This window comes from Microcoleus anatoxicus (assembly GCF_042465725.1).
Taxonomy (GTDB): domain Bacteria; phylum Cyanobacteriota; class Cyanobacteriia; order Cyanobacteriales; family Microcoleaceae; genus Microcoleus; species Microcoleus anatoxicus.
The window spans coordinates 1,670,028-1,691,028 of sequence record NZ_CP120853.1; the positions used below are offsets into that span (position 1 = coordinate 1,670,028).

Annotated in this window: 25 protein-coding genes and 1 tRNA gene; 9 read left to right on the top strand and 17 right to left on the bottom strand. The window is 42.1% G+C overall.

What is annotated here, in order from left to right; genetic code table 11:
* Nucleotides 1–133: 133 nt before the first annotated feature.
* The 4 genes from P2A85_RS07245 to P2A85_RS07260 all read right to left on the bottom strand — a co-directional run bounded on the left by P2A85_RS07245 (nucleotide 134) and on the right by P2A85_RS07260 (nucleotide 3,587).
* Entirely contained in the window at nucleotides 134–1,273 is a 1,140-nt protein-coding gene (locus P2A85_RS07245; RefSeq protein ID WP_377478348.1) for a fatty acid desaturase family protein, read from the bottom strand.
* Nucleotides 1,274–1,506: 233 nt separating this feature from the next.
* Complete coding sequence (locus tag P2A85_RS07250) at nucleotides 1,507–2,772, bottom strand: glutamate-5-semialdehyde dehydrogenase (RefSeq protein WP_377478349.1); 1,266 nt, start codon at nucleotides 2,770–2,772, stop codon at nucleotides 1,507–1,509.
* A 4-nt stretch (nucleotides 2,773–2,776) separates the two neighbouring features.
* A complete protein-coding gene (locus tag P2A85_RS07255; RefSeq protein WP_341733959.1) occupies nucleotides 2,777–3,181 on the bottom strand; it encodes a hypothetical protein in 405 nt (134 codons plus the stop codon).
* Nucleotides 3,182–3,515: 334 nt separating this feature from the next.
* Nucleotides 3,516–3,587: transfer RNA gene (locus P2A85_RS07260), tRNA-Gly, on the bottom strand.
* 217 nt (nucleotides 3,588–3,804) lie between these two features.
* Here P2A85_RS07260 and P2A85_RS07265 point away from each other — a divergent pair.
* Together P2A85_RS07265 and P2A85_RS07270 are read left to right on the top strand one after the other, a co-directional pair.
* A complete protein-coding gene (locus P2A85_RS07265; protein ID WP_340519337.1) occupies nucleotides 3,805–3,945 on the top strand; it encodes a hypothetical protein in 141 nt (46 codons plus the stop codon).
* A 264-nt stretch (nucleotides 3,946–4,209) separates the two neighbouring features.
* A complete protein-coding gene (locus tag P2A85_RS07270; protein WP_377478351.1) occupies nucleotides 4,210–4,854 on the top strand; it encodes a Uma2 family endonuclease in 645 nt (214 codons plus the stop codon).
* A 76-nt stretch (nucleotides 4,855–4,930) separates the two neighbouring features.
* Here P2A85_RS07270 and P2A85_RS07275 read toward each other — a convergent pair whose 3' ends face one another.
* The 4 genes from P2A85_RS07275 to P2A85_RS07290 form a co-directional block, all read right to left on the bottom strand.
* Nucleotides 4,931–5,878 carry a hypothetical protein gene (locus P2A85_RS07275; RefSeq protein ID WP_377478353.1) on the bottom strand — a complete coding sequence of 316 codons (948 nt, stop codon included), beginning with the start codon at nucleotides 5,876–5,878 and terminating at the stop codon, nucleotides 4,931–4,933.
* Nucleotides 5,879–5,882: 4 nt separating this feature from the next.
* Complete coding sequence (locus P2A85_RS07280) at nucleotides 5,883–6,704, bottom strand: hypothetical protein (RefSeq protein ID WP_377478355.1); 822 nt, start codon at nucleotides 6,702–6,704, stop codon at nucleotides 5,883–5,885.
* Between the two features lie 96 nt (nucleotides 6,705–6,800).
* On the bottom strand, nucleotides 6,801–7,520 hold the full coding sequence (gene rph, locus P2A85_RS07285; protein WP_377478356.1) for a ribonuclease PH: 720 nt from the start codon (nucleotides 7,518–7,520) through the stop codon (nucleotides 6,801–6,803).
* Nucleotides 7,521–7,603: 83 nt separating this feature from the next.
* Nucleotides 7,604–8,155 carry an adenylate kinase family protein gene (locus P2A85_RS07290; protein ID WP_377478358.1) on the bottom strand — a complete coding sequence of 184 codons (552 nt, stop codon included), beginning with the start codon at nucleotides 8,153–8,155 and terminating at the stop codon, nucleotides 7,604–7,606.
* 225 nt (nucleotides 8,156–8,380) lie between these two features.
* Here P2A85_RS07290 and P2A85_RS07295 point away from each other — a divergent pair, with 225 nt between their 5' ends.
* The 7 genes from P2A85_RS07295 to P2A85_RS07325 all read left to right on the top strand — a co-directional run bounded on the left by P2A85_RS07295 (nucleotide 8,381) and on the right by P2A85_RS07325 (nucleotide 12,545).
* The gene (locus tag P2A85_RS07295; RefSeq protein WP_377478360.1) at nucleotides 8,381–8,917 is read left to right on the top strand and encodes a P-loop NTPase family protein; all 537 of its coding nucleotides are present in this window, start codon (nucleotides 8,381–8,383) and stop codon (nucleotides 8,915–8,917) included.
* Nucleotides 8,918–9,190: 273 nt separating this feature from the next.
* On the top strand, nucleotides 9,191–10,099 hold the full coding sequence (locus P2A85_RS07300) for a DMT family transporter (protein ID WP_377478361.1): 909 nt from the start codon (nucleotides 9,191–9,193) through the stop codon (nucleotides 10,097–10,099).
* 121 nt (nucleotides 10,100–10,220) lie between these two features.
* Nucleotides 10,221–10,427 (top strand): hypothetical protein, encoded by a 207-nt coding sequence (locus tag P2A85_RS07305; protein WP_340519329.1) that lies wholly within the window; start codon nucleotides 10,221–10,223, stop codon nucleotides 10,425–10,427.
* A 2-nt stretch (nucleotides 10,428–10,429) separates the two neighbouring features.
* The gene (locus P2A85_RS07310) at nucleotides 10,430–10,696 is read left to right on the top strand and encodes a type II toxin-antitoxin system YafQ family toxin (RefSeq protein ID WP_371115568.1); all 267 of its coding nucleotides are present in this window, start codon (nucleotides 10,430–10,432) and stop codon (nucleotides 10,694–10,696) included.
* 45 nt (nucleotides 10,697–10,741) lie between these two features.
* Complete coding sequence (locus P2A85_RS07315) at nucleotides 10,742–11,635, top strand: DNA cytosine methyltransferase (RefSeq protein WP_377478362.1); 894 nt, start codon at nucleotides 10,742–10,744, stop codon at nucleotides 11,633–11,635.
* Nucleotides 11,636–11,787: 152 nt separating this feature from the next.
* Nucleotides 11,788–12,225: an element excision factor XisH family protein gene (locus tag P2A85_RS07320; RefSeq protein WP_377478364.1), complete on the top strand. Its 438-nt coding sequence runs from the start codon at nucleotides 11,788–11,790 to the stop codon at nucleotides 12,223–12,225.
* Nucleotides 12,210–12,545 (top strand): element excision factor XisI family protein, encoded by a 336-nt coding sequence (locus P2A85_RS07325; protein ID WP_377478365.1) that lies wholly within the window; start codon nucleotides 12,210–12,212, stop codon nucleotides 12,543–12,545. Before P2A85_RS07320 ends, P2A85_RS07325 begins: the two co-directional genes overlap by 16 nt.
* A 59-nt stretch (nucleotides 12,546–12,604) precedes the next feature.
* Here P2A85_RS07325 and P2A85_RS07330 read toward each other — a convergent pair whose 3' ends face one another.
* From P2A85_RS07330 to P2A85_RS07370, 9 genes are all read right to left on the bottom strand, one after another.
* Complete coding sequence (locus tag P2A85_RS07330) at nucleotides 12,605–12,958, bottom strand: XisI protein (RefSeq protein ID WP_377478367.1); 354 nt, start codon at nucleotides 12,956–12,958, stop codon at nucleotides 12,605–12,607.
* Nucleotides 12,946–13,077 (bottom strand): element excision factor XisH family protein, encoded by a 132-nt coding sequence (locus tag P2A85_RS07335; RefSeq protein ID WP_340519325.1) that lies wholly within the window; start codon nucleotides 13,075–13,077, stop codon nucleotides 12,946–12,948. Before P2A85_RS07335 ends, P2A85_RS07330 begins: the two co-directional genes overlap by 13 nt.
* A 109-nt stretch (nucleotides 13,078–13,186) precedes the next feature.
* Entirely contained in the window at nucleotides 13,187–14,455 is a 1,269-nt protein-coding gene (locus P2A85_RS07340; RefSeq protein WP_377478368.1) for a WcaI family glycosyltransferase, read from the bottom strand.
* Between the two features lie 159 nt (nucleotides 14,456–14,614).
* The gene (locus P2A85_RS07345) at nucleotides 14,615–15,052 is read right to left on the bottom strand and encodes an ATP-binding protein (RefSeq protein WP_341733972.1); all 438 of its coding nucleotides are present in this window, start codon (nucleotides 15,050–15,052) and stop codon (nucleotides 14,615–14,617) included.
* A 497-nt stretch (nucleotides 15,053–15,549) separates the two neighbouring features.
* Entirely contained in the window at nucleotides 15,550–16,548 is a 999-nt protein-coding gene (locus tag P2A85_RS07350) for a sugar transferase (RefSeq protein ID WP_377478369.1), read from the bottom strand.
* A 196-nt stretch (nucleotides 16,549–16,744) separates the two neighbouring features.
* Nucleotides 16,745–17,413: a DUF3318 domain-containing protein gene (locus P2A85_RS07355; protein WP_377478370.1), complete on the bottom strand. Its 669-nt coding sequence runs from the start codon at nucleotides 17,411–17,413 to the stop codon at nucleotides 16,745–16,747.
* A 200-nt stretch (nucleotides 17,414–17,613) separates the two neighbouring features.
* Complete coding sequence (locus P2A85_RS07360; RefSeq protein ID WP_377478372.1) at nucleotides 17,614–19,284, bottom strand: DUF2079 domain-containing protein; 1,671 nt, start codon at nucleotides 19,282–19,284, stop codon at nucleotides 17,614–17,616.
* Nucleotides 19,285–19,301: 17 nt separating this feature from the next.
* A complete protein-coding gene (locus P2A85_RS07365) occupies nucleotides 19,302–20,084 on the bottom strand; it encodes a polysaccharide deacetylase family protein (protein ID WP_377478373.1) in 783 nt (260 codons plus the stop codon).
* Entirely contained in the window at nucleotides 20,077–20,802 is a 726-nt protein-coding gene (locus tag P2A85_RS07370) for a glycosyltransferase (RefSeq protein ID WP_377478374.1), read from the bottom strand. Before P2A85_RS07370 ends, P2A85_RS07365 begins: the two co-directional genes overlap by 8 nt.
* Nucleotides 20,803–21,001: the final 199 nt, after the last annotated feature.

Below are 21,001 nucleotides of genomic sequence, written 5' to 3' on the forward strand. Positions count from 1 at the left end.
GTGGGGGGCTAGGGGGGGGTGGGGATTTAGGGGGATCTGGACTCGGATATAAACGAGATTTCTCAAGGGTTTCAGGCTTAAGTTGACACGCTTTGGGCACTGCCGTCTCCTCCCTTAAGCCTTCCTAATTTCTTTAAACTTGATCTGCTTGAGACTTACCACAATCTACAGACATTTCACCTAAAGAATCAGTAAAAGTAACTTCATCTTTGTAATGTCGCGGGGTTTCCATCAGTAACCGCCATGCTTCCCCAGCATCTATTAAATTCATGCGGCCGGGATAATGAATTTGTAACAACTCTTGCACCATCGGGTAATAGTTGGAGTTGATGCTGGGAAAAATGTGATGTTCTGTGTGGTAAGAAAAATTAAAGTGCAGTACATCGAATATTTTAGGAACTCGCAGTGAAGCACTATTAATCAGTGGGTCATTGATGCTGGTCATCCGACAACCCATATGATTGGTGTAGATGTAAAACATTGCGCCGGCATGACCAAGTGCGATCGGCAAAATGTAGGCTAGAGCAACTTTGAGGGGATTAAATTCTAGGTAGAATAAGATGCTCAGATGAATTCCTAAGATTCCCAAGCACTCAAGGGCAATTGTCAATCTATCTTTAGGGCTAACTGTAAAGGCCGCGGGTACGTAATCTACAGATTTATCATTGAATAACAATACCGAGGAGACATTGCGGAAATTATGTACAAACCATGAGCCCGCCATCCCGATAATCAACCACACCGGATTGACTTCTACTGACGGTACAAACAGATTTTGAATCCATTTTCCCCAGGTATCTGGCTGCTGGTATAGGTAGTTGCGATCGGGATCTGCTAAGGAATTTGTGTTGTTGTGGTGTACGAGGTTATGCAGATTTTTCCACTGGGTAGGTGGCATGAATAGCATACTTAATCCCAAAAAGGCGATCGGATAAGTCAGCCAAGACTTTTTTTGAACGCTACCGTGCATGAGGTCGTGGGAGCTAAATAGCAAAACTATGATACTATTGCCCATGATTATGGCTAAAGGTAGATAGAGCCATAAAAGATAGACTGGCCATTGGTCTAGATGACTAGCAATTCCCCATCCCAGCAATACAATTCCTAGGTTGAGTAAGAGTATTACTAATTTGTGGCGATCGGGTTCAAAGGCTTCTGATGGCAGAAGAGGACGCAATTTTTTTACGTATACTGAGTGGTGAATTAGGGTTTCTTTGCCTAAAGTCGGTGTTCCAGTATTGTCGAGAGTATTCAGTATTTTTTCGGATTTCATGCGATCGCTAACAGTATTTTTGGATAGAACTCAATAATTTTCTAAATTTAATTATATCTGAAATATTACAGCATTTTCAGCAACAGGCTTTCCGGTCTCTTCCACAAACAATAAATGTTTTTGTGGAATGGGTCTGAAAGCGTGTTGCTAAACAGTTTATTAAAAATAATTCAAGATACCAGTTATCCGAACTTGAACCAATAACCAATAACTAATAACCAATAACTAATACATTAAAATTGTCCGTTACCCTGAACTATTTCTTTGATTGTAGTCAGCGTATCCAAACCGATTAATCCGCGACGATAGCCTTTCTGATTTGACATTCCCAAAAATATCGCATCTCCGCGATTTTGATAGCGCCAAAACCGGGGCGAGGCATTAATAAAAGTAGATGCACTATTTACATCCAGCGCAAATTGGCGACTTTCTAGGTAAGATTCGGTGGCGATACAGTCGGCGTGGCCGCTGCTGTATCGGTTGATCCACCCGATCGCACTTTCTAAACTATCGACAACTTTAAACGCTATGGTTTTGTTCAAATAGGGTTGATTCCACTCCGATGTTTCGGCTAACTTTAAGTCGGGGAAATCTCCAAGGAGTTCGGCGTCTCCCCTAATCTGAAAGCCTTTTTCTTTTAAACTGTTCCACAGTCTGACTAGGGAAGAAGGCTTTTGGTGGCGATCGATCAATACTTTCTCGATCGCATTTACCGGATCTGGGACACTTTGATGGCTGTCCAAAATCATCCACCTTGCCATCTCCAAACTACCCGTAGGCGACCAATAAAGGTAACAATTGCCCATTGCCGATCGCAACACAGGTGCTGTACACTGCCTTACCACTTGTTGCACCAAACTCGGTCTGCCGTAGGGAATAATTAAGTTTAGATATTGGTCTTGAGTCACTAAGTCGCGGATCGAGACACCTCCATTGGGCGGCAATACCTGCAAACATCCTGATGGCAAACCGACTTCATCTATTGCCGACTGCAAAGCTTCCCCGATGACTGCATTAGTGTGCCCGGTTTCGCTACCGCCTTTGAGAATCAAGCTGTTAGCACTTTTGAGACACAAACCGGCCGCGATCGCCCCCAACTCTGGAAACGCCTCGTAAATTAGGGCGATCGCCCCTAGTGGCAGGGATTGACAATATACTTGACATCGATCGACCTGATAAGAAGCATTGATCACTCGGCCGATGGGATCGGGCATTTCTCCGAGTCGCTGAAGAATTTGGACGGTTGTCTTAATTCTTTCGGGTGTCAACTTCAGCCACTCCACAATCAATTCGGGAATTGCCATATCCCGACTCGCTTCTAGATCCAGAGTATTGGCTTCTAAAATTTCATTTTGGCGGAGTTTCAGCGCCTGTGCCATCGCCTGCAATGCAGCGGCGCGATCTGTACTTTTTGTCCCCGCCAACTCCAAAGAAGCTTGGTAAGCACAACGGGCCACATTTGCCGAATCGGGTAAAGGTTTAGAATCGTCAATTATCATTTAGCTAACGCCTGTAAGCCAGCCAAACCATCAGCGCCGGCACCATTGCTAGTAGCACAGCAACCACTGCCCACAGAATTATATTCCTCCCTGGGGAATACAATGCCAGTGGCAACCAAATCATTAGAAGTACCAAAATCATGCCCAGGGCTAAGGGCAAGTAATGTTCTCTGAAACCCCGATGAGCTCTGTTCCATTGTTGACCTGTCCACCGCCAAGTTTGTTTGTAAGGATAGTTTGTTGATAATTGCTCGATGACGTAGCCACTTTCATCCAATACAAATATTTGCTGACAGCGGTTGCAACCAAAAGCCTCTGTCAGTATTATTGGCACTAGACGACCCCGGCGCCGACAAGGGCAGGGATAATCACCATTTAAGTCAATTTTTGGAGCTTTTTGAGATGACACGAGCGATCGGATAACAAGAGAGTTTGTGCAAAAACAATCGTTAAGATATTAATTCCATCAAACTTTTGAATTTTGGTCGATCGAGGATTTCAACTCTTTGTTGTTGGGCCTAGTTCGATCGGCAATTTTCAGTTACAAGTTCCCAACTGAATTTTACCACTTACTTAGATATTTTGAACAAATATTTCTCTTTTTCCCAAACTTCCCTGAGTTGTGCCAAATTTTTGGTCGATCGCTTTAGTGATTGTGGCTATCTAAAAAAAGCCCTTTTACAACGAACGAGCTTTTCACCAAAATTTTTGGTAACATCGGGATTTTTTATTTAAACTTTAAAAGCGGGTGACGCGATTCGAACGCGCGACATTCACCTTGGCAAGGTGACGCTCTACCACTGAGCTACACCCGCATTTCCTGCGGTATTAAACATAGTGCCTTAACTCCCTGAGTTTGTCAAGTCTTTTTCATAAGTTTTTTTTGAGAAAGCCAGTATGGAGGCGGCAGACCCCCTAGCCGCCTGAAATTTCAGCAGCCAGAATATTAACTAAATCAGTAATTGCGCGGTTTTGGGAGCCAGTAGTCAATAGCAAGGCTAAAATCAAGCTGGAATTTGGGAGAACACTGCTATGTCAGACTTAAATCGCGGAATCATGAAGTTCAAGGGAGCTGATAGCCCCATCGCGATCGCCCTTTCAGCGATCGTCATTGCTGGCGGCATCGGCTTTCTAATCTGGTGGGCCATGCAATCGGCTTACACATTCAGCTAATTTTGGCTAACCAAGTGCGGTGAGGGTGGGCTTAGCCTGGGAGTTCGAGGTCAAAAAGGGCTAGACGCTATCGTCTAATGTACCTCCTAAAAAGATACTCAAGAACAGGCTGGCGGTTCACCAACAGTCTTAAAGGCTGCAAACAGGTTAAATAAACCCGCCCCCACCCACAAAAAAAGCCCTTATTGATATTGCTGCAACATCTCAGATTAAACCAAGTTTTGCTAAGATGTAATAAATAAGCTAAAAAGCAAGCAGGTAGCCATGACAGCCACCTTCATTCAAAGTCAAACTTCTGGAGTTTTGCTGAAAAATATTAGTTGGCAAACTTACGAATCTCTGGTAAATGAGCTAGCAGAACAGCGGGGGATTCGTTTGACTTACGATCGAGGAACATTAGAAATTATGACTCCATCAGCACCCCATGAGGGTAACAAACAAATCTTAGGACGTTTTGTAGAAACAGTAACAGAAGAATTAAATGTAGAAATTCGCAGCTTGGGTTCTCTGACTTGCAGGCGCGAGGATTTAGAACGCGGATTAGAACCGGATCAGTGCTACTACATTGACAACGAAGAAAATGTCCGCAGCCTCAATCAAATCAACTTGAATCAAGATCCGCCACCGGATTTAGTAATTGAAATTGACATCACTAGCAGTTCGATTAACCGCATGGAATTGTATGCAAGTTTGGGCGTACCAGAACTTTGGCGTTATGACGGTTCGCGTTTAATATTCTATCAGTTAGAAGGTCAGGAATATGTAGAGCGGGAGGTTTCTCCTCACTTTCCTTTTTTGTCACCCTCTGAGATTATGGGATTTGTGGAAAGGCAAAAAGATGTGGGGGAAACGTCGATGATTCGAGGGTTTAGGCAGTGGGTGAGGAGTCAAATTCAGTCTGGGGAATGAAATTAAAATTGATCTTAAGTATCAGTATCATCAACACTACATTTAGATTTTTTGTCCTTGATTTTTGGCACTCAACTTAATGTTTAATCCAAATTATAGGTTGATAAGCATTATTGGTTCTTTGCTGGAAAATTTGATACTCTTTTATATTGATTTTAATTAAAAAATTATAATGATTTTTGAGATTGTCAATATAACTGTGGCAGTACAATTTATACAACTTAATAATCTGTTCGATCTCTGCCTCAGTTAAGATTTTTAGAGAATTAAATAAACATTCTTCATAAATAAAATAGAGAATCGATTGAGATGATAAAATATTACTGAGTTCTTCAGCCTCTTTAATTCTAGCTTCCTGTCTCCTTAAATTTTGCTGTTTTAAGTAAATAGCTGTAAGATAAGCTTTTAATAAATTTAAATAGGCTGAGTAGATAATATGAATCTGATCTAACGATAAACTAATTTGAGATCGATTCTTATGAAGACAAACTAATTCTCGTAAATTATTTTCCTGTTTATCTAATAAGAGTTCTATACTTAAAGCAGCAGTTTCATTAAGCCCATGGTCTTCTAAAAGTAGCGTTAAGGTCAATGAATTTTTGATTAAAAGTTGACTTATAGATAAAAGTTTTCGCTGTTCATTCTTGATTAAATTTTCTATTTTATTGTGAACAATATACAACTGATTGTCAAGTTTTTTAAGCTTGGAATTGAGCAGGTAATAACCTAATAAATTTACTCCTAAATTCACCCCAGATCCTGCAATATTAATCCAAGATAAATTATGAATTTGGTTGACAATATTTAAAATCTTTTTGATATCAATAGAGTTGACAATTACAGTTCCTGTAGAAGATAATAAAATTTCGGCATAGGGTGCAATATCAATGAAAGGTAATATTGGCTCTAAATGGGCGATAATTTGCTGATTGCTAGGATTGCTAGCGATGCCACTTATCAAATTAATCGATACCTCTCTTAAATCTTGAAATTGAGGAAATTGTTTTAAAAGCTGCTCATACATATTATTATTTTCCTGTTAACATGGATGATCGATTTTGATATATACAAGTATAAATAGCAAGTATTGTCATCATCAATAATATTTCATCTCTCTGTTTGACAAAATTATAACTTGCTAATGATGTCGCTACCAAACCAACACCTCCAGCAATTCCCCATCCAATAGGCCCTGATATAGCTGCTAAAATCCCTGTAAATCCAGCCAAGTTTATACCTAAAACACCTAAAACTGCGGGTAATACAACAGTGAATAGGAAACCGTGTGATAAATAATTAAATAGTAGACCAGTTATTATCGGCAGTGAAGCGCCTAAAGCAGCCGGAGTAAAACCATTTAAAATGGCTTCTATCAAGGCTTTATTTAAGATATCATCCGTTAGCTTAAAATGATATTTAACAGAAGTTTCTTCCTGAATCTTTTTAATTAATTGCTGTTTTTCTTTCTCTCCTAATGATTGGAACACAAACAGTAAAATATTACGTGCGATGGCTGCTAATTGATCGCTGACTTCAGTGACTGCATGAATCTTATAAATTTCTGATAGAATCAGCTTTTTTTGCCTATTTAAACTATCGTCTTTCACCTTTGTCTTATTTAAAAGAGAGGTCATGTAGTCCTGCCAACAATCTATAATGTCTCCATCATCAATCTTTTTAAGGCTTTTTACTGACTGAGTATGATTTTTCAGAAAACTGTAAATCTGATCTATCATTTTTTGCGTATCAGGTAAAAAAATATCGACATTGACCAGATTGATATTTTTAAATGTTCGTTTTATTTGTTCAGGATTTAGAGATTTTAAATCAGCTTTGATAAATTGCGTCATAATCTAAAATTTACTGAATCATCAATGGTAGTTATTTTCCAGTTTATCTATAATCTATGCTACAGTCAACTAGATTTTAGATTTAATTAGATTTACCTACTCAACTAAAGCCTGCCGCTGAGCCTCCAACAATTCCTGAATCCCGGTTTCTGCCAAATCCAAAATTTGATTTAACTGACTCCGACTGAAACTTCCCTCCTCCGCAGTTCCCTGAACTTCAATAATATTCAAATCTCCATTCATCACCACATTACAATCAATTTCCGCCGCCACATCTTCCAGATAATTCAAATCTAAAAACAGTTCGCCCTCCAAAAGTCCCACAGACACCGCCGCCACTTGGCGAATCAAGGGCGATCGCACTAAATCACCTTTTTGCACCAACTTATTCAAAGCATCAGCCACAGCCACAAACGCGCCATTAATAGAAGTCGTGCGAGTCCCCGCATCCGCTTGCAAAACATCAGCATCCACCAGAATTGTCCGCTCTCCCAACAGTTCCATATCCAAGCACGATCGCAAACTCCGCCCGATCAACCGCTGAATTTCTTGAGTGCGCCCCGATAACTTCATAAATTCCCGCTCTTGTCGCTGCGGCGTAGCCCCCGGCAACATCCGGTACTCCGCAGTCAGCCAACCTTTTCCGGTATTCTCCAGAAACCTCGGCACTCCCGGCTTAATGGTAACGCTGCACAGTACCTGAGTATCCCCGCTTTTTGCTAGCACCGAACCGCTGGCAAATTTCGTAAATTCGCGATCGAAACTAATCGGACGAAGTTGATTTGGCTGTCTGCCATCGGCACGTTTTCTGGACATAAGTTATTTGTTATTTGTTATTTGTTATTCGTTATTGGTAACAATCTACTGCCAACTGCCAACTGCCAACTGCCAACTGACTATTAACTATTAACAACTTTAAGAATATCCTGCTGCACTTGTTCGGGAGATCGATCGCCGTTGATAATTAACAGCTTGTTCCGATGTTCGTAATAATCTAAAATCGGGAGGGTTTGCTCCTCGAATAAATCGAGCCGACGCTGCAAAATTTCTGGACTATCATCCGATCGATCTCGCTCGATCGATCGACTTAATAATACCTCATTCGGAACCTTCAACCAAATCGCCCAATCTAGCTCTTGTGCCAAATCCGAGAGCAAAAAATCTAACTCCTCAGCTTGAAAAGCCGTGCGCGGATACCCCTCCAACACCCAGCCATTAAAGACATCCCACAGCAGCAGTCTCTGGCGAAAGAATTGAATCATCGTCGCGTCGGGAACTAATTCCCCTCTTTCGACATAAGACACGGCCAACTTGCCCAAATCTGTGTCTTCTGCGATCGCCTCCCGCAGAATGTCCCCCACAGCCAGTAAAGGAATGCTCAAATTGCTGCACAGTTGTTGTGCCTGAGTTCCCTTGCCTGCTCCTGGCCCTCCCAAAATTACTAATCTCACTGTCCCCTGCTCCTACCGCCGCGACATTCAAAGTTTACCTGTTCTGGAGATATCTGGCGCAAAATGGCTGCGATCGCCACTACAGCTAACTTTTGATAACTGGTACATTTAGTGTTTGATCCGATTTGCGATCGGCCAAGTACACTATATATTGTCAAGCCGGCTTCTTCCATCTCAAGGTCGAAGCAGCCCTCAAGACTTAGTTGTTGATTAGATTATTGCCCTATGGTTGCCCAGTTAAAAACTCCTAACCTCAATTTAACCCACAGCTTGCCCTACACTGTTGAAGGGCTGGTGCAAGTCTTTACAGGCCCGCACCGCTGCTTTTTTACAACTGTGATGGCTCAGGCGCTACGAATTGCAGGACAGGGAACTGCGGTACTAGCGGTGCAATTCCTCAAAGGGGGAATTAATCAGGGACACCAGCATCCGATGCGACTGGGACAGAATTTAGATTGGGTGCGGTGCGATTTGCCACGCTGCATTGATACTGCTGATTTAGATGAGCTAGAATTAGGTGCGATCGCCCAATTATGGCAATACGTTCAAGAAGTTGTCCGCGAAGGCCGTTATGCCCTAGTCATTCTCGACGAATTAAGTTTAGCAATTAATTTGGGTTTAATTCCCGAAGCAGAAGTCCTCGCATTAATTGATAGTAAGCCGCATCATTTGGATCTGATTTTTACCGGTCCATCCATGCCGCAAGGAATTTTGGATGTTGCTGACCAAATTACTGAAATTCGGCGCACTCAAGGACATTGATTTAAGTTGCGATATCCCATGGAAAAACCAGTTATACCAGTTTTTTATGAAGCTGCATAGAATCTGATCCCCCCTAGCCCCCCTTAATAAGGGGGGGGGACAAGATTCCGATCAAAGTCCCCCTTCTCCCCTTTTTTCCCCCCTTGGGGGGGGTAGGGGGGGGTGGGGGATTTAGGGGGATCGAGATATATGCAACGACCCATTAAATTGGTATTAACTGTTAACTGTTAACAGTCAACAGTCAACCATCATTCCGCTTCAACCGGAATTGATATGAATCTCCCCAAACAAATACCGAATTGGTCGATCGCACCAATCTTAATAATCGGCATTTTAGCCGTCTCAACATCCTCAATTCTGATTAGACTAGCCAACAGTTCAGCCAACAGTGGTGGCCTCGGTTTCAGCTTGGTACTCGCGGCCTCGCGCCTCAGTTTATCAGCCTTAATTCTGCTTCCGGCTTGGTCAAAAATTCAGTGGAATACGCTGCAACCGGGAGCTCGGCGTTATGCGGCCGCTGCTGGTTTGTGTCTCGCCCTGCACTTCGCCCTGTGGATTACCTCACTTTCTTATACTTCGATCGCAGCTTCCACCGCCCTAGTCACCACAAATCCCGTCTGGGTAGCGTTGTTGTCTCGGTTCTGGTTTGGCGAAAAACTCAGCAAATTGTCCGTAGCGGGCATTGCAGTGGCTCTGGGAGGGACGATCGCGATCGCCCTAGGTAGTGCAGGTGGTAGCGGTGATGGTAGCAGCGTCATGTTGGGTAATTTCCTGGCGCTAGCAGGTTCCTGGGCTGTCAGCCTGTATTTGCTTTGTGGCCGGGAAGCTCAACGGCGGGGACTGGGAATTGGTGGCTATGTGGCGATCGCCTATACTGTAGCTGCGATCGTCCTTTTGCCTCTGCCCCTAGTATTCAAAACCAGTTATACTGGCTATCCGCACATTGTATATTTTTACATTTTATTAACAGCAGCCTTGCCTCAATTAGTCGGCCACACGATTTTGAATTGGGCTGTGATGCGGGTATCGCCAACTTTGGTAAGTCTGGCTATTTTGTTTGAACCTGTGGGCGCTAGTTGTTTGGGTTATTTGGTGTTTGGGGAAGTGCCGGGGCCGATGGTATTGGTGGGTGGTGGGGTGTTATTGTTCGGAGTTGCGATCGGCATTTTTGGAGCAAAATAGTTAATATAGGAATTACGCATGCGAATTTACTTCGAGCAAATCGGAAATACCAAAGAAACCTGGGTTCTTCCTCCAGGACTATAATATGAACATAGACAATTAAAACGAGGTCTTGCAAACAATGACTTTTAATGATGTAGTTGAAGTAGTCAAAGGTCTTTCCACGGATGAAAAGCAGGAAATTCAACAGTTGTTGAACCAATATATCCGTGAAGAACGCCGCGATCAGATATATAACAACTTCAAGTTAGCGCAAGTAGAACACCAAAAAGATGAACTGAAGTTTTCCTCTAATATTAACGAGCTCAGACAACTGATAGAGGAATAATCGTGGAAGTTAGTTTTAGTTCGGCTTTCAAACGCGCCTTCAAAAAGCGCATCCAAGGCAACACAGATTTAGAGGAAAAGTTTTGGCAAAAATTGGAACTGTTTACTATATATCCTTATAATCCGATATTGAAAACACATAAACTATCCGGCAAGCTTAAGGAATTCTGGAGTTTTAGTGTAGATTACGATGAAAGGGTATTGTTCTACTTTACAGAAGATGACAAGGCTGTGTTTGTAGATATTGGTAGTCATGGTGAGGTGTATTAACTATTCGACTAACATATCATGGGCTCTAAGAGTAACTTGGCAAAAATGAGAACAGTAGATTTATTTGCAGGCTGTGGAGGCTTATCACTCGGATTTCAGAATGCTGGATTCAATGTAGTAGCAGCTTTTGACTACTGGCATCCAGCCATTCAAGTTTATAAAGAAAACTTCCAACATCCGATATTTGAAAAAGACCTATCACAAGCAGATGTCTGTTCATTTATCAGTGATTTCAGTCCAGATATCATTATTGGCGGCCCTCCCTGCCAAGATTTTTCCAGCGCAGGTAAAAGAGATGAGAATCTGGGGAGAGCAGATTTATCCTTAGCCTTTGCGAAGATTATTACTCGCATTAAGCCTAGATGGTTTGTCATGGAGAACGTTGCCAGAATTCAAAACAGCCAAATTTTAGAAGAAATTTTAGAAACATTTAGAAAAAGTGGCTATGGTTTAAGTTCTGCTGTTTTAAATGCCAGCTATTGTGGAGTTCCACAAGCTAGGAAACGATATTTTTTGATTGGTCAATTGGATGGAGAAGATGGTATCCTGAATTCTTATCTAACAAAACATCAGTCTAAAACTCCTATGAATGTTTTTGAATATTTAGGTGATGATTTAGGCATTGAGTATTTTTATCGGCATCCGAGAAGCTATAAGAGAAGGGGAGTTTTCAGCATCCACGAACCTAGCCCGACAGTTCGAGGTGTTAATCGTCCAATTCCCAAGACATACAAAAAGCATGAAGGAGATTTGTGCGATATTGATGAGAGGTTGCGCCCTTTGACCACAATTGAGCGGAGTTATATTCAAACATTTCCTAAGACGTTTAAGTTTAAGGGAAATAAGTCTGATTTAGAACAAATGATTGGTAATGCTGTTCCTGTCAAGCTGGCTGAGTATGTGGCTGGCTGCATCCTTGAATATATTCAACAGGACTAAGGCAAAAGAAACTGGGTTTCTCTCAAAAATCGTTGCTTTCTCAACTAGAAGTCTAGATCGAAACCCGGTTTCTGACCTCGATGTGTGTCCAGGACTATTGAATCGATACTTATTGTGCTAAAATCTAACGATATATCAAGCTTTCACAACTAATGTCTAGACGCGATAATTTACATTTATCCCTTCGGCACACTCTCGAAAAAGATGGATGGACGATTACGGATGACCCGTTAATCTTAGTGTTAGAACAAACGCTCTTGAAACCTGATTTAGGAGCAGAAAAATTTTTTGTCGCAGAAAAACAAGGACGAAAAATTGCTGTGGAAATTAAAGACTTCGACTCTCCTTCAGTAATTAATGAACTGGAAAAAACGATGGGACAGCTTCAGCTTTACCAATGGGCTTTGGAGGAACAAGAACTTTTGGAGAAGCAAGAACCTAAACGGCAGTTGTTCCTAGCCATCAGTCAAGCCATCTATATTCGACACTTCCAAAAACCAATTTTTCAGCTAGCCGTTCAGCGGAATAGAATTAACTTATTAGTTTATCAACCAGAGCAGGAGGCTATTGTTGAATGGATCGTTCACTAAGTTATGCAGATATCCTAAAACAAACGCTACAAGAGGCAACACGATCGCAACCTCGCTTACAAGCGATTCAGCTTTATCCTGTCTGCGATACGGATTCAGGTCATTTCCTGATTCTCGCTATAGGCTGGGACAAGCAACGCTGGATCGACACGATTCTGTTTCATGCTCGGTTGGTCGATCGCCATGTCATCATTGAAGAAGATAACTTCGAGGAAGGGTTAACCCCTGCATTAATTGTCGCAGGTATCCAACCAGAGCATATTATGGCCGGCCTTGATTATCAAAGTGATGCTAGCCCATTGGTGTTTGAGGCGGTATAGCCACCATTGCAGAAAGATCGCGAGTTTCAAACATTTAGACTGTTTAAATTTGTCTCTCATCAAACAGTAGCAAATTCCGTCAAAGGTCTTTTGCTAGGATGATGAAACCCCAAAACAATATCGCCCTTAGAAATTCCGGCTGCTAGTAAATCGTCTACTACACACAAATTCGTCATATCTTCTTCCACCCAAATTTTACCATCTTTAATCCGAAGATACATCGTCATGTAGCGCAGCCGTTTTTTGTCATTCCAGCCAGAACGAAACCAGAGATATTGATCTCGTTCTTCATCAAAGGCCAGACGATCGTCTGGATCTAATTCATCTAGTGCGATCGCCCCCTGGACTGCCATTTGATAATATTCAGTCAATATTTTTTTAATTGTATTCCGATAGTATTCTAATTGATCCATTGTATAATTTCCTCCTTTTTCATCTCAACTGTCATTAATAGAAGCCGATTTTCCTTGGTAATTAATTGTATCGACTTGCGTTGAAACAGGTTTTTGTATACGATATAATCAATTGCCAAAAACCTGTAGGGGCGGGTTCACAAAGAATATATAACTATGACCAACAATCTAAATAAACCCGCCCTCTTTATTTATTTCTTTCTTTCTTTCTTTATTTATTTATTTATTTTACTTTGGCAAAGGCTCCAATACTTTCTCACCACCCCTAGCCGTAACCAGCGTAAACAAAGCCTCATAACGATTCAAAGCTTCCTCAAATCCATAATTCTCAACAGCATAACTTCTACCTTGCAAACCCAGTGCTTCCAACTTAGCCGGATTCAAATACAAATCTTCAACCCCATCAGCTAGAGCTTGCGGATCTTCCGGTGTCACCACCACCCCGCCGCCACTTTGCTGCACTGCTTTGTGAGCAGTCCCAGTCTCAGGAACCGAAGCCAAAATAGCCCTGCCACTAGCCAGAAGCACTTGAATTTTTGAAGGCATATTAAAGTTAGTCACCCGGCGCTTTTGTACCACCAAACTAACATCAGCCGCAGCTAGCATTTCTGGTAATTTTTCTCGCGGTTCAAAGGGCAGTAACATCACATTAGTCGCTTTGTAAGTTTCGCAATCTCTTTGTAAACGTGCCAGTGCTGTGGATTCTCCCACAATTACAAAAGCGATTTCTGGTATGTGTTTCAAACGAGCCGCTGCTTGAACAACTGTTTGCAAACCTTGAGTCAGAGCAATATTGCCTGCGTAGAGAATGACAAATTTGCCCTGGAGATTGTGAGTTTTGCGAAAGGAATTATTTTCTTTAGGTAAGGGACGGATAAAATTGACATCAACCCAATTGGGAAGGCAAACTATTTTTTCCGGGGGTACTCCCTGAGAGTGCAATTTTTGGACAAAACCGCTGTCGATGACACTGACTTGGCTAGCTGTGCTGTAGGCAAATTTTTCTAAGGCATCAGCAATCCGAATTAGGATTCCGTTCTTTTTAACCAAACCGACGCGCACGGCTGCTTCTGAGACAATATCCTGAACGTTGAGGACGATCGGGCAACCGCGAATCCAACCGTAGAGAGCCACTGGAACGCAAATCGGCAATGGGGGCATGGTTGAGAAAATCACGTCTGGTCGATCGCCCCTAAACGCTTGAACAGCACTAGAAAACACAAAACTACCATCCAACAGCAATCGGTCTAGCAAACTGGGGTGAGGGCCGTTAACCCGCAGGTAGCTGCGCTGTATTGTCACACCGTTATGTTCTTCGGTAAGGTAGAATTTGCCCCGATATTGTTCATAAATCTGGCGCTGGGGATAGTTGGGCATTCCTGTAACTACTCTGACTTGATGACCACGCTTAACTAGGCCCTGGGCTAGTTCTGTCATCAGGGGAGCAATGCCGATCGGCTCTGGATAGTAGTTATAGGAATAAATCAGAATACGCATAATATTTAGTTTGAAGCAAATTGTCCAGCCGCCACCAGCTTGAGCTAATACCCGCTTAATTCGCCTGGATTAGGTCTAGTTGGGCCTAACACAGCAGAGGGCGGTGCCTGGAATTTTCTAGGCTCAAAAGCAGTCGCCCTTTGTGGTTTTGAGTCATCATCAGGTAATGTTTTTTCGCATCACCAGACAGTTGCGGCGATCGTCTGTACGGATATAACGAAGCTGCTCTGTCAGCTTGTGCATAAATAGCAGTCCCCTTTCTCCTTCTTTTTCCAAGGGATCGCGCTTGTCTTGGATAATAGCGTCGAGCTTTGCTTCTAGGTCAAAGGGTTGACCCCTATCCCAAATCCTGATTTCTAAGTAATCGGAAAACACTGCGACTTCGAGGTCGATCGGTGTCGTGGAGTGCAAGTTTTTGTGAGCATGGCGAACAGCATTTGTAAACCCTTCATTCACAATCAGGCTGCACTGCCACCCCAAATCCTCTGGTAGCAGGGGCAGGACAATATTTTCCAACCACTCCAAAACTTGTTTCAGAGCCTCCATGTCCGTTTCCACTTGAAGATGCAACTCGGCCTTTGGTTGCTGATCTTTCATTTTTTTTCCCCCTGGTCGCCCCCCAGCACAACTTCAGCTACGATCGGTACCAACTCAGTACAAGTAACTGTACTCAGCTTGGCTGGGACGCGAGTGTTCAGCGTAGCGGTGGCGGGAGAATAAGGGGGGCAAGGTCTTGGCAACATATTAGTTAAGTCAAGCTTGAGTTGAAGAAGCCCGTTTTGCCTCAAGGTGAGCATTCCTTTCGCACCATTTACTCCTACTGGAAATGAGAGACTTTTGATACTTTAACCCGCCTGGGTAGGGCGTTTAAATAATTTTCAGTTTTGAGTTGGGAGTTTTGATTTTTCAACTGCTTTAGAAAACTTAGCAAAACCTATCCAAAGTTATCTTTAGATGGTAAATGTTTACTTCCGTTGTTTATTGACGTGATTAGTTAAAATTTTATTGATTTCTTTCATCACTTATGATAGAGCACCTGAATTTTACAAACCCCCGCTGTACCAAAAAGGTCAGCAGAGGGTTGTTCAGGCATCCTATACAGCGCCACTATTTTTGTTGAACAGAACAGTTATGGTTTTCACAATTAGTTTCAGGTCATACATCAGGCTCCAGTTTTCTTGGTACTTTAAATCCAAGCGGATCACATCTTCAAAATTACGCACCTGAGAGCGACCGTTAACTTGCCATTCTCCAGTCATTCCTGGTTTGACATCAAAACGCTGCCACTGAGGTACTTCATAGCGGTCAACTTCATCTGGAGTAGGGGGTCGGGTACCCACTAGACTCATTTCGCCTTTTAGTACATTCCAAAATTGTGGCAGTTCATCAAGGCTGGTTTTTCGCAATATCCGCCCGACTTTGGTAATGCGGGGGTCATTGTCATTTTTGAAAAAAGCGCCGGACGCTTGGTTTTTGATTTGAGATTTAAGGGCTTCGGCGTTGGTACACATCGAGCGAAACTTCCAAATCTGAAATCTTTTTCCCATCCAGCCACAGCGGGTTTGAGCAAAAAAGATCGGGCCTGGATCGTTAATTGTGATGGCTGCGACTATGGGTATAAACAATATTCCTGTAATTATCAAACCTACTATGGCCCCAACGATGTCGATCAGCCGTTTTACCAACGATCGCACAGAGGGGTGCGTAACTGGTAACTGACTGTCTGCACGGTTGTTTTCAGCGGGGGCTGTGCTAACTGGCGACGGCTCGATAGTCAGCACTTGGTCTAGGCTGGTGAGAGCAAATACTGCCATCACCTGCGGCTTGAGACTCCGCAATACTAAGTCGCACTCCCGCTGTTTGGCAAATTTTAGATTGCTGACTAAGGCACCAATCCCGCTACTGTCGATGAATGTCGTGTCACTGAAGTCTAGAACAATTTTGCTGGGAACGGTGTTTTCAGAGAAAAGTTGCTGGCAGGTTGTCTTAAAGTTTACGGCTTCAAGTACGCTTAAACGCACAGGTATGTGAACGGAAGGAATTTCGTCCAAGTAAGTTACCCGAAAATCTGCCTCTGGGGTTTGGGTGACCATGAAGTCCTAGTTTCAAATTTCAAGCTGATGTCTTTAGCCTATTGTGTCCTAGGCCATCTATTTTTACCAATTATTATTGTTAACAACAGCCTAGATTTACACAAACTTTACATTTTCACCACTAACCAGGCCAGCCAAGATGTGATTCTGGCAAGCCCACACCATAGCCGTCAAGTGCGTTGGTGTCTGAAAGAGGTCACGAATTGTAAACGTTTTCTGACTGGGAAGTTTCGCGACCCATCGGTTTAACCTTGGCTTTAGCTTTAGCTGCGTTGCGTTTTAGGGCTTGGAGACGGGCTTCGTATTTAGCGCGCTGCTGCTTTTTGGAAGTTTGCTCGATCAGGGTTTTTAAGGCACTACCGAGGCTTTTGTATGCGTTGGGGAGAGTATAGCCGAAGCGAGTGGCCAGGGCCAGGGCTTTTTCGTCCGCGTCTATGGCTTCTTTTAAGCTTTTCTCTCCGTTATTTTTCTGGTACAGCCTCCAGCCGGAGACGCCACACAGGGAGAGGGCTAGTACCAGCAGCAAGCCATCTTGTACCCAAAGTTCGCCAACTGCGCCACCTAAACCAATAGCGAGGGCGGCCATTTCCCAGCCATCTCTGGGGATGGTGTCGTTTTGGATTCTGGCGACTTCGTGCCAAAATAGGAGGTTTCGCTGATCCATTGCTAGCTGTTCCCAGCGGATCAGGTCTATTTGTATTTCTACCTGATCTTTGCCTATTTCTTCGCTACGGATCAAGGCGGGATTAATTTCTATGGTTTTTTCTACTGTTACCCAACTTTGTAGTTCAGGGGGGAGTATATTTTTCAAGCGCCGGATCTCACTCATCTCGGCTCTTGCTGTGGAGGTTGCATAGGATGTCATAGCTCCGACCTTAAATTTTTCAAAGGGTTAATATGCTTCTATATTTTGGAGTATAGCAAACCTTTTGGACCTTATCTTCTAGCTTTCTGGCAAATATTCCTCAGCCTAGTTTGAGTGTCTGATGCTGAAAGCAGAATTACCGTAGAGGGTCGATCGACCCTCTATAGCAAATTTACTCGCTCCCAGGCGATCGACACTAACTACTCAACAGTTTTCTGCTTATTTTGCATCTTATTGTTCAAAAACGGTTCAATTTCTTGTCGCAATTTCACCCAAGCCGACAAAACCTCCGGTGCTGAAGTTATCCCTTTCTGCACCAAAACCACCCCATCTAATACCTTAGCAATACCATAGCTTCCGTTCCGCAGAGCCTCGTCTGTAAAACGCACTCCCGCCCTAACTCTACCTCGATCGACCGGCACCTTTAAATTATTCTGCTGCAACTGCCACAAATCTAATAGAGCATAATCCACATCCACCGCGTTTCCGGCTTCATCCCGCAACTTCATCACCTCTAAACGAATGATGTTCCGACGCCCAGATAGGTGAGAAACTATGTAACCACTCGTGGAAACGCTAGCATCTGGAGGAATTAACTCCATCACAGTTTTCAAATCAGCACCATGGGCTAATTGCTCAGTCAATGATTGATAAACCACAGGATTGAAACCATAGGGAGAAAGGAAATACAAAGCTCGATTAGGATTAGAAGTCAAAGTAAACAATAGGGACAATCCGATACATCCCATCCAAAAGCGGTGTAACCTTGGTTTAAATTTTTCGGGATGCTCCGACCACCACAATATTGCAGCATAAATCAAAATAGGAACTAAACTCAAAGTATAACGAGTATTCATAGAAGTCGCTGCTTTATTTTCTACTTGCAACAGCAGCACTAGCAAAGGAAAGCTAGACATCACCCAAGCTGGCCAGGAAAAAATAGGTATAAAAGCCAGTGGCAGCCACAAACCTAACAAAAATCTAATCCGCCTTTCTAAACTTTCTAAATCGGCAAAAAATACTTGAATTATAATTTGAGGTTGGCTGACTATTGCACACAGTAACTGTAGCGTCGAAGGATTTTCTATGTTGACAAACTTCTTAAAATACAGAGCTAAATAAAGTCGGGAGTTGTCATTGGAAAACAGAGGCATCACCACATTAGTGATCGACGAAACATAGCTAAAACTGAGGACACACAAAGCTATACCCGTCCGTGGATAGCGACGGCTGAAAAATAAATAGGCTCCAATCCCAAACAGAGTAATGCCGGTGTCTTCACGAGTTCCTAATGCTAAGGCTGCAAAAATCCAAAACACCAACCACTTTTGCTTTTCTAACGCTAATAATAAACTAAATAAAAACAAAGGAATTTGGCAGTGTTCGTAAAAATTTCCCAGCGTTGGGCCAATTACCGCATTGGCTCCATAATAGCTAGCTACGACCATTATTGACAGAGGAATAGATAAATAATGTCTCGCTAAAAAATACAAAACTATGCCAGCAGCCGCAATTAAAGCTACTTGCAAAACTATCAGAGTCACGGGAGATGGAAACAGGGCATAAAGCGGCATCCACAGCAAAAAATCGATCACAAAATGTTGCCCTAAATGGATGTAAGATGGATAGGATAGTTCCCGATCGAGCAGAGATGCACCGGAGGCCGCGGAGGAGAGGGAACTTTGGAAGAGTTTGCCATGTACGCTATTCCAAAATACTTGATTAAATAAACCGTGATCGTAGGTAGCTAAAAAGCTATCATAGCGAATGATACTAAAAGCTAAGACAGAGATGAAAAAAATTACTGCAATGATTATTGCTTGATGCAATCCTGTTTGATGCCGCCAGTAGTAAAGAGGTTTAAATTTCATGTTTTTTTATCAAGTCACTAATTATTAAATTTATTAAAATTGTTTTTAAACTCGGCAATAGAAATAAATTTACCTTGATTTTTCAGCCAACTCAGATATTTTTCTAATTTGTCAATCATTTTACTACCGGAATCTTTTTTGACATAACTAGGGAGTTTAAACTGGGAAATATCAGTGAATTCCCAGGGATGAAAGTAGATGTTTAGATAGGAGTCTGTTTCTAACGTGAGCTTGGCTGCTAATTTTATCACTGAAAGCGGCAAGTTCTTAAAACTCAACCAAAATAGGGGAAATCGGATCGCGGGAGTAACTGAAATGGGCAAGTTGAGTAATTTATTCCTATAATATGCAGTTCTAGGTTTTAAGAGATTGTTGTATCTACCGGGGAGGTAGGTGGGATTCATGGATGAGTTGTATTCATAGCCTGCTTGTTCTATTTCTGCGTCGTCAACAGGCTGAAGTCTTGCCATCCTGAAGCCGATGACTTTAGTATTAGTTATGGATTCTAAGGTTTGCTTAGATTTTTGTAAATCATCTACGGAAAATTGGGAATGGTAAAAGCCGTGGGAGGCAATTTCATGTTGTTGTGAAAGTTGTTTAATTATTTCTTGATTGTGGAGTGCGAAGTTAGCAGTTACAAAAAATGTGACCGCGATATCTAATCTTTCCAAAAGTGAAATAACATTGCATAACCCGGTTTTAGAAACTGCAAATTTGACATCTTCTGTTAAGGATTGACCGTATTCTTCGGGAATGTCAAATTCTTCTATGTCAAAGCTCAATAAAATATATTTACTCATAGTTACCAACGCGATCATTATAGCGAATTTTTAACAAGCATAAGAACATTTTGAGAGAATCTTTAATTATATTTACTTTGGAAGCTTTGGATAAATGTTGTTCGGAAATTCTAGCGGGTATTTCACCGATTGTATATCCTTTTTTGTGTGCTAAGAAAAGGAGTTCGGCATCAAAAGAAAATCCCGCTATTGTTTGTTGCTTGAAGAGTTCTTGGGCGGCATTTTTTTTAAATCCTTTTAGTCCAGCCTGCATATCTCTATAGGGCAGATTGAGGATTTTGCGGGAAATATAGTTAAATATTTGACCCGATATTTTTCTCAGTAAGGTGAGATTGCGGAAGTTGTCTTTGTCGAGGTTTCTGCAACCAATTACTACATCAAATTTTTCTAGTTTTTCTATTAAAGGTTCTAGATGCTCTAGGGAGTAAGCTAAGTCACCATCCATAAAGCACATGCAGTCAGATTTTAGAGATTCGCTACCTTTTTTTACTGCATAGCCTTTTCCTTGACGAGGGTTGTAAGAAATTATTTGGATATGATTTGTGGGGAATAGTTTGAGTTTATTTTCGATAATTTTTAGGGTATCATCTGTCGATCCATCATTGACAATGATAAAATTGTATGGGTGATTTATTTGAGAAAACTCGTAAATTCTGTCAAAGGTTTGTGCTATGCAATTTTCTTCGTTGTATACAGGCAGAATTACCGTGATTTTCATCATTATTATGGAGTCAAGCTTTCGCAGAAATATGGTATCACCTTAGTAGCAAAATCACAAGTAAAAAATATATAGCCTTTGGAGTGAAAGAAGAGGTCCGATCGAGAATTGGTAATTGGTAATAGGTAATTGGTAATTGGTAATTGGTAATTGGTAATAGGTAATTGGTAATAGGTAATTGGTAATGCCCTATACCCTT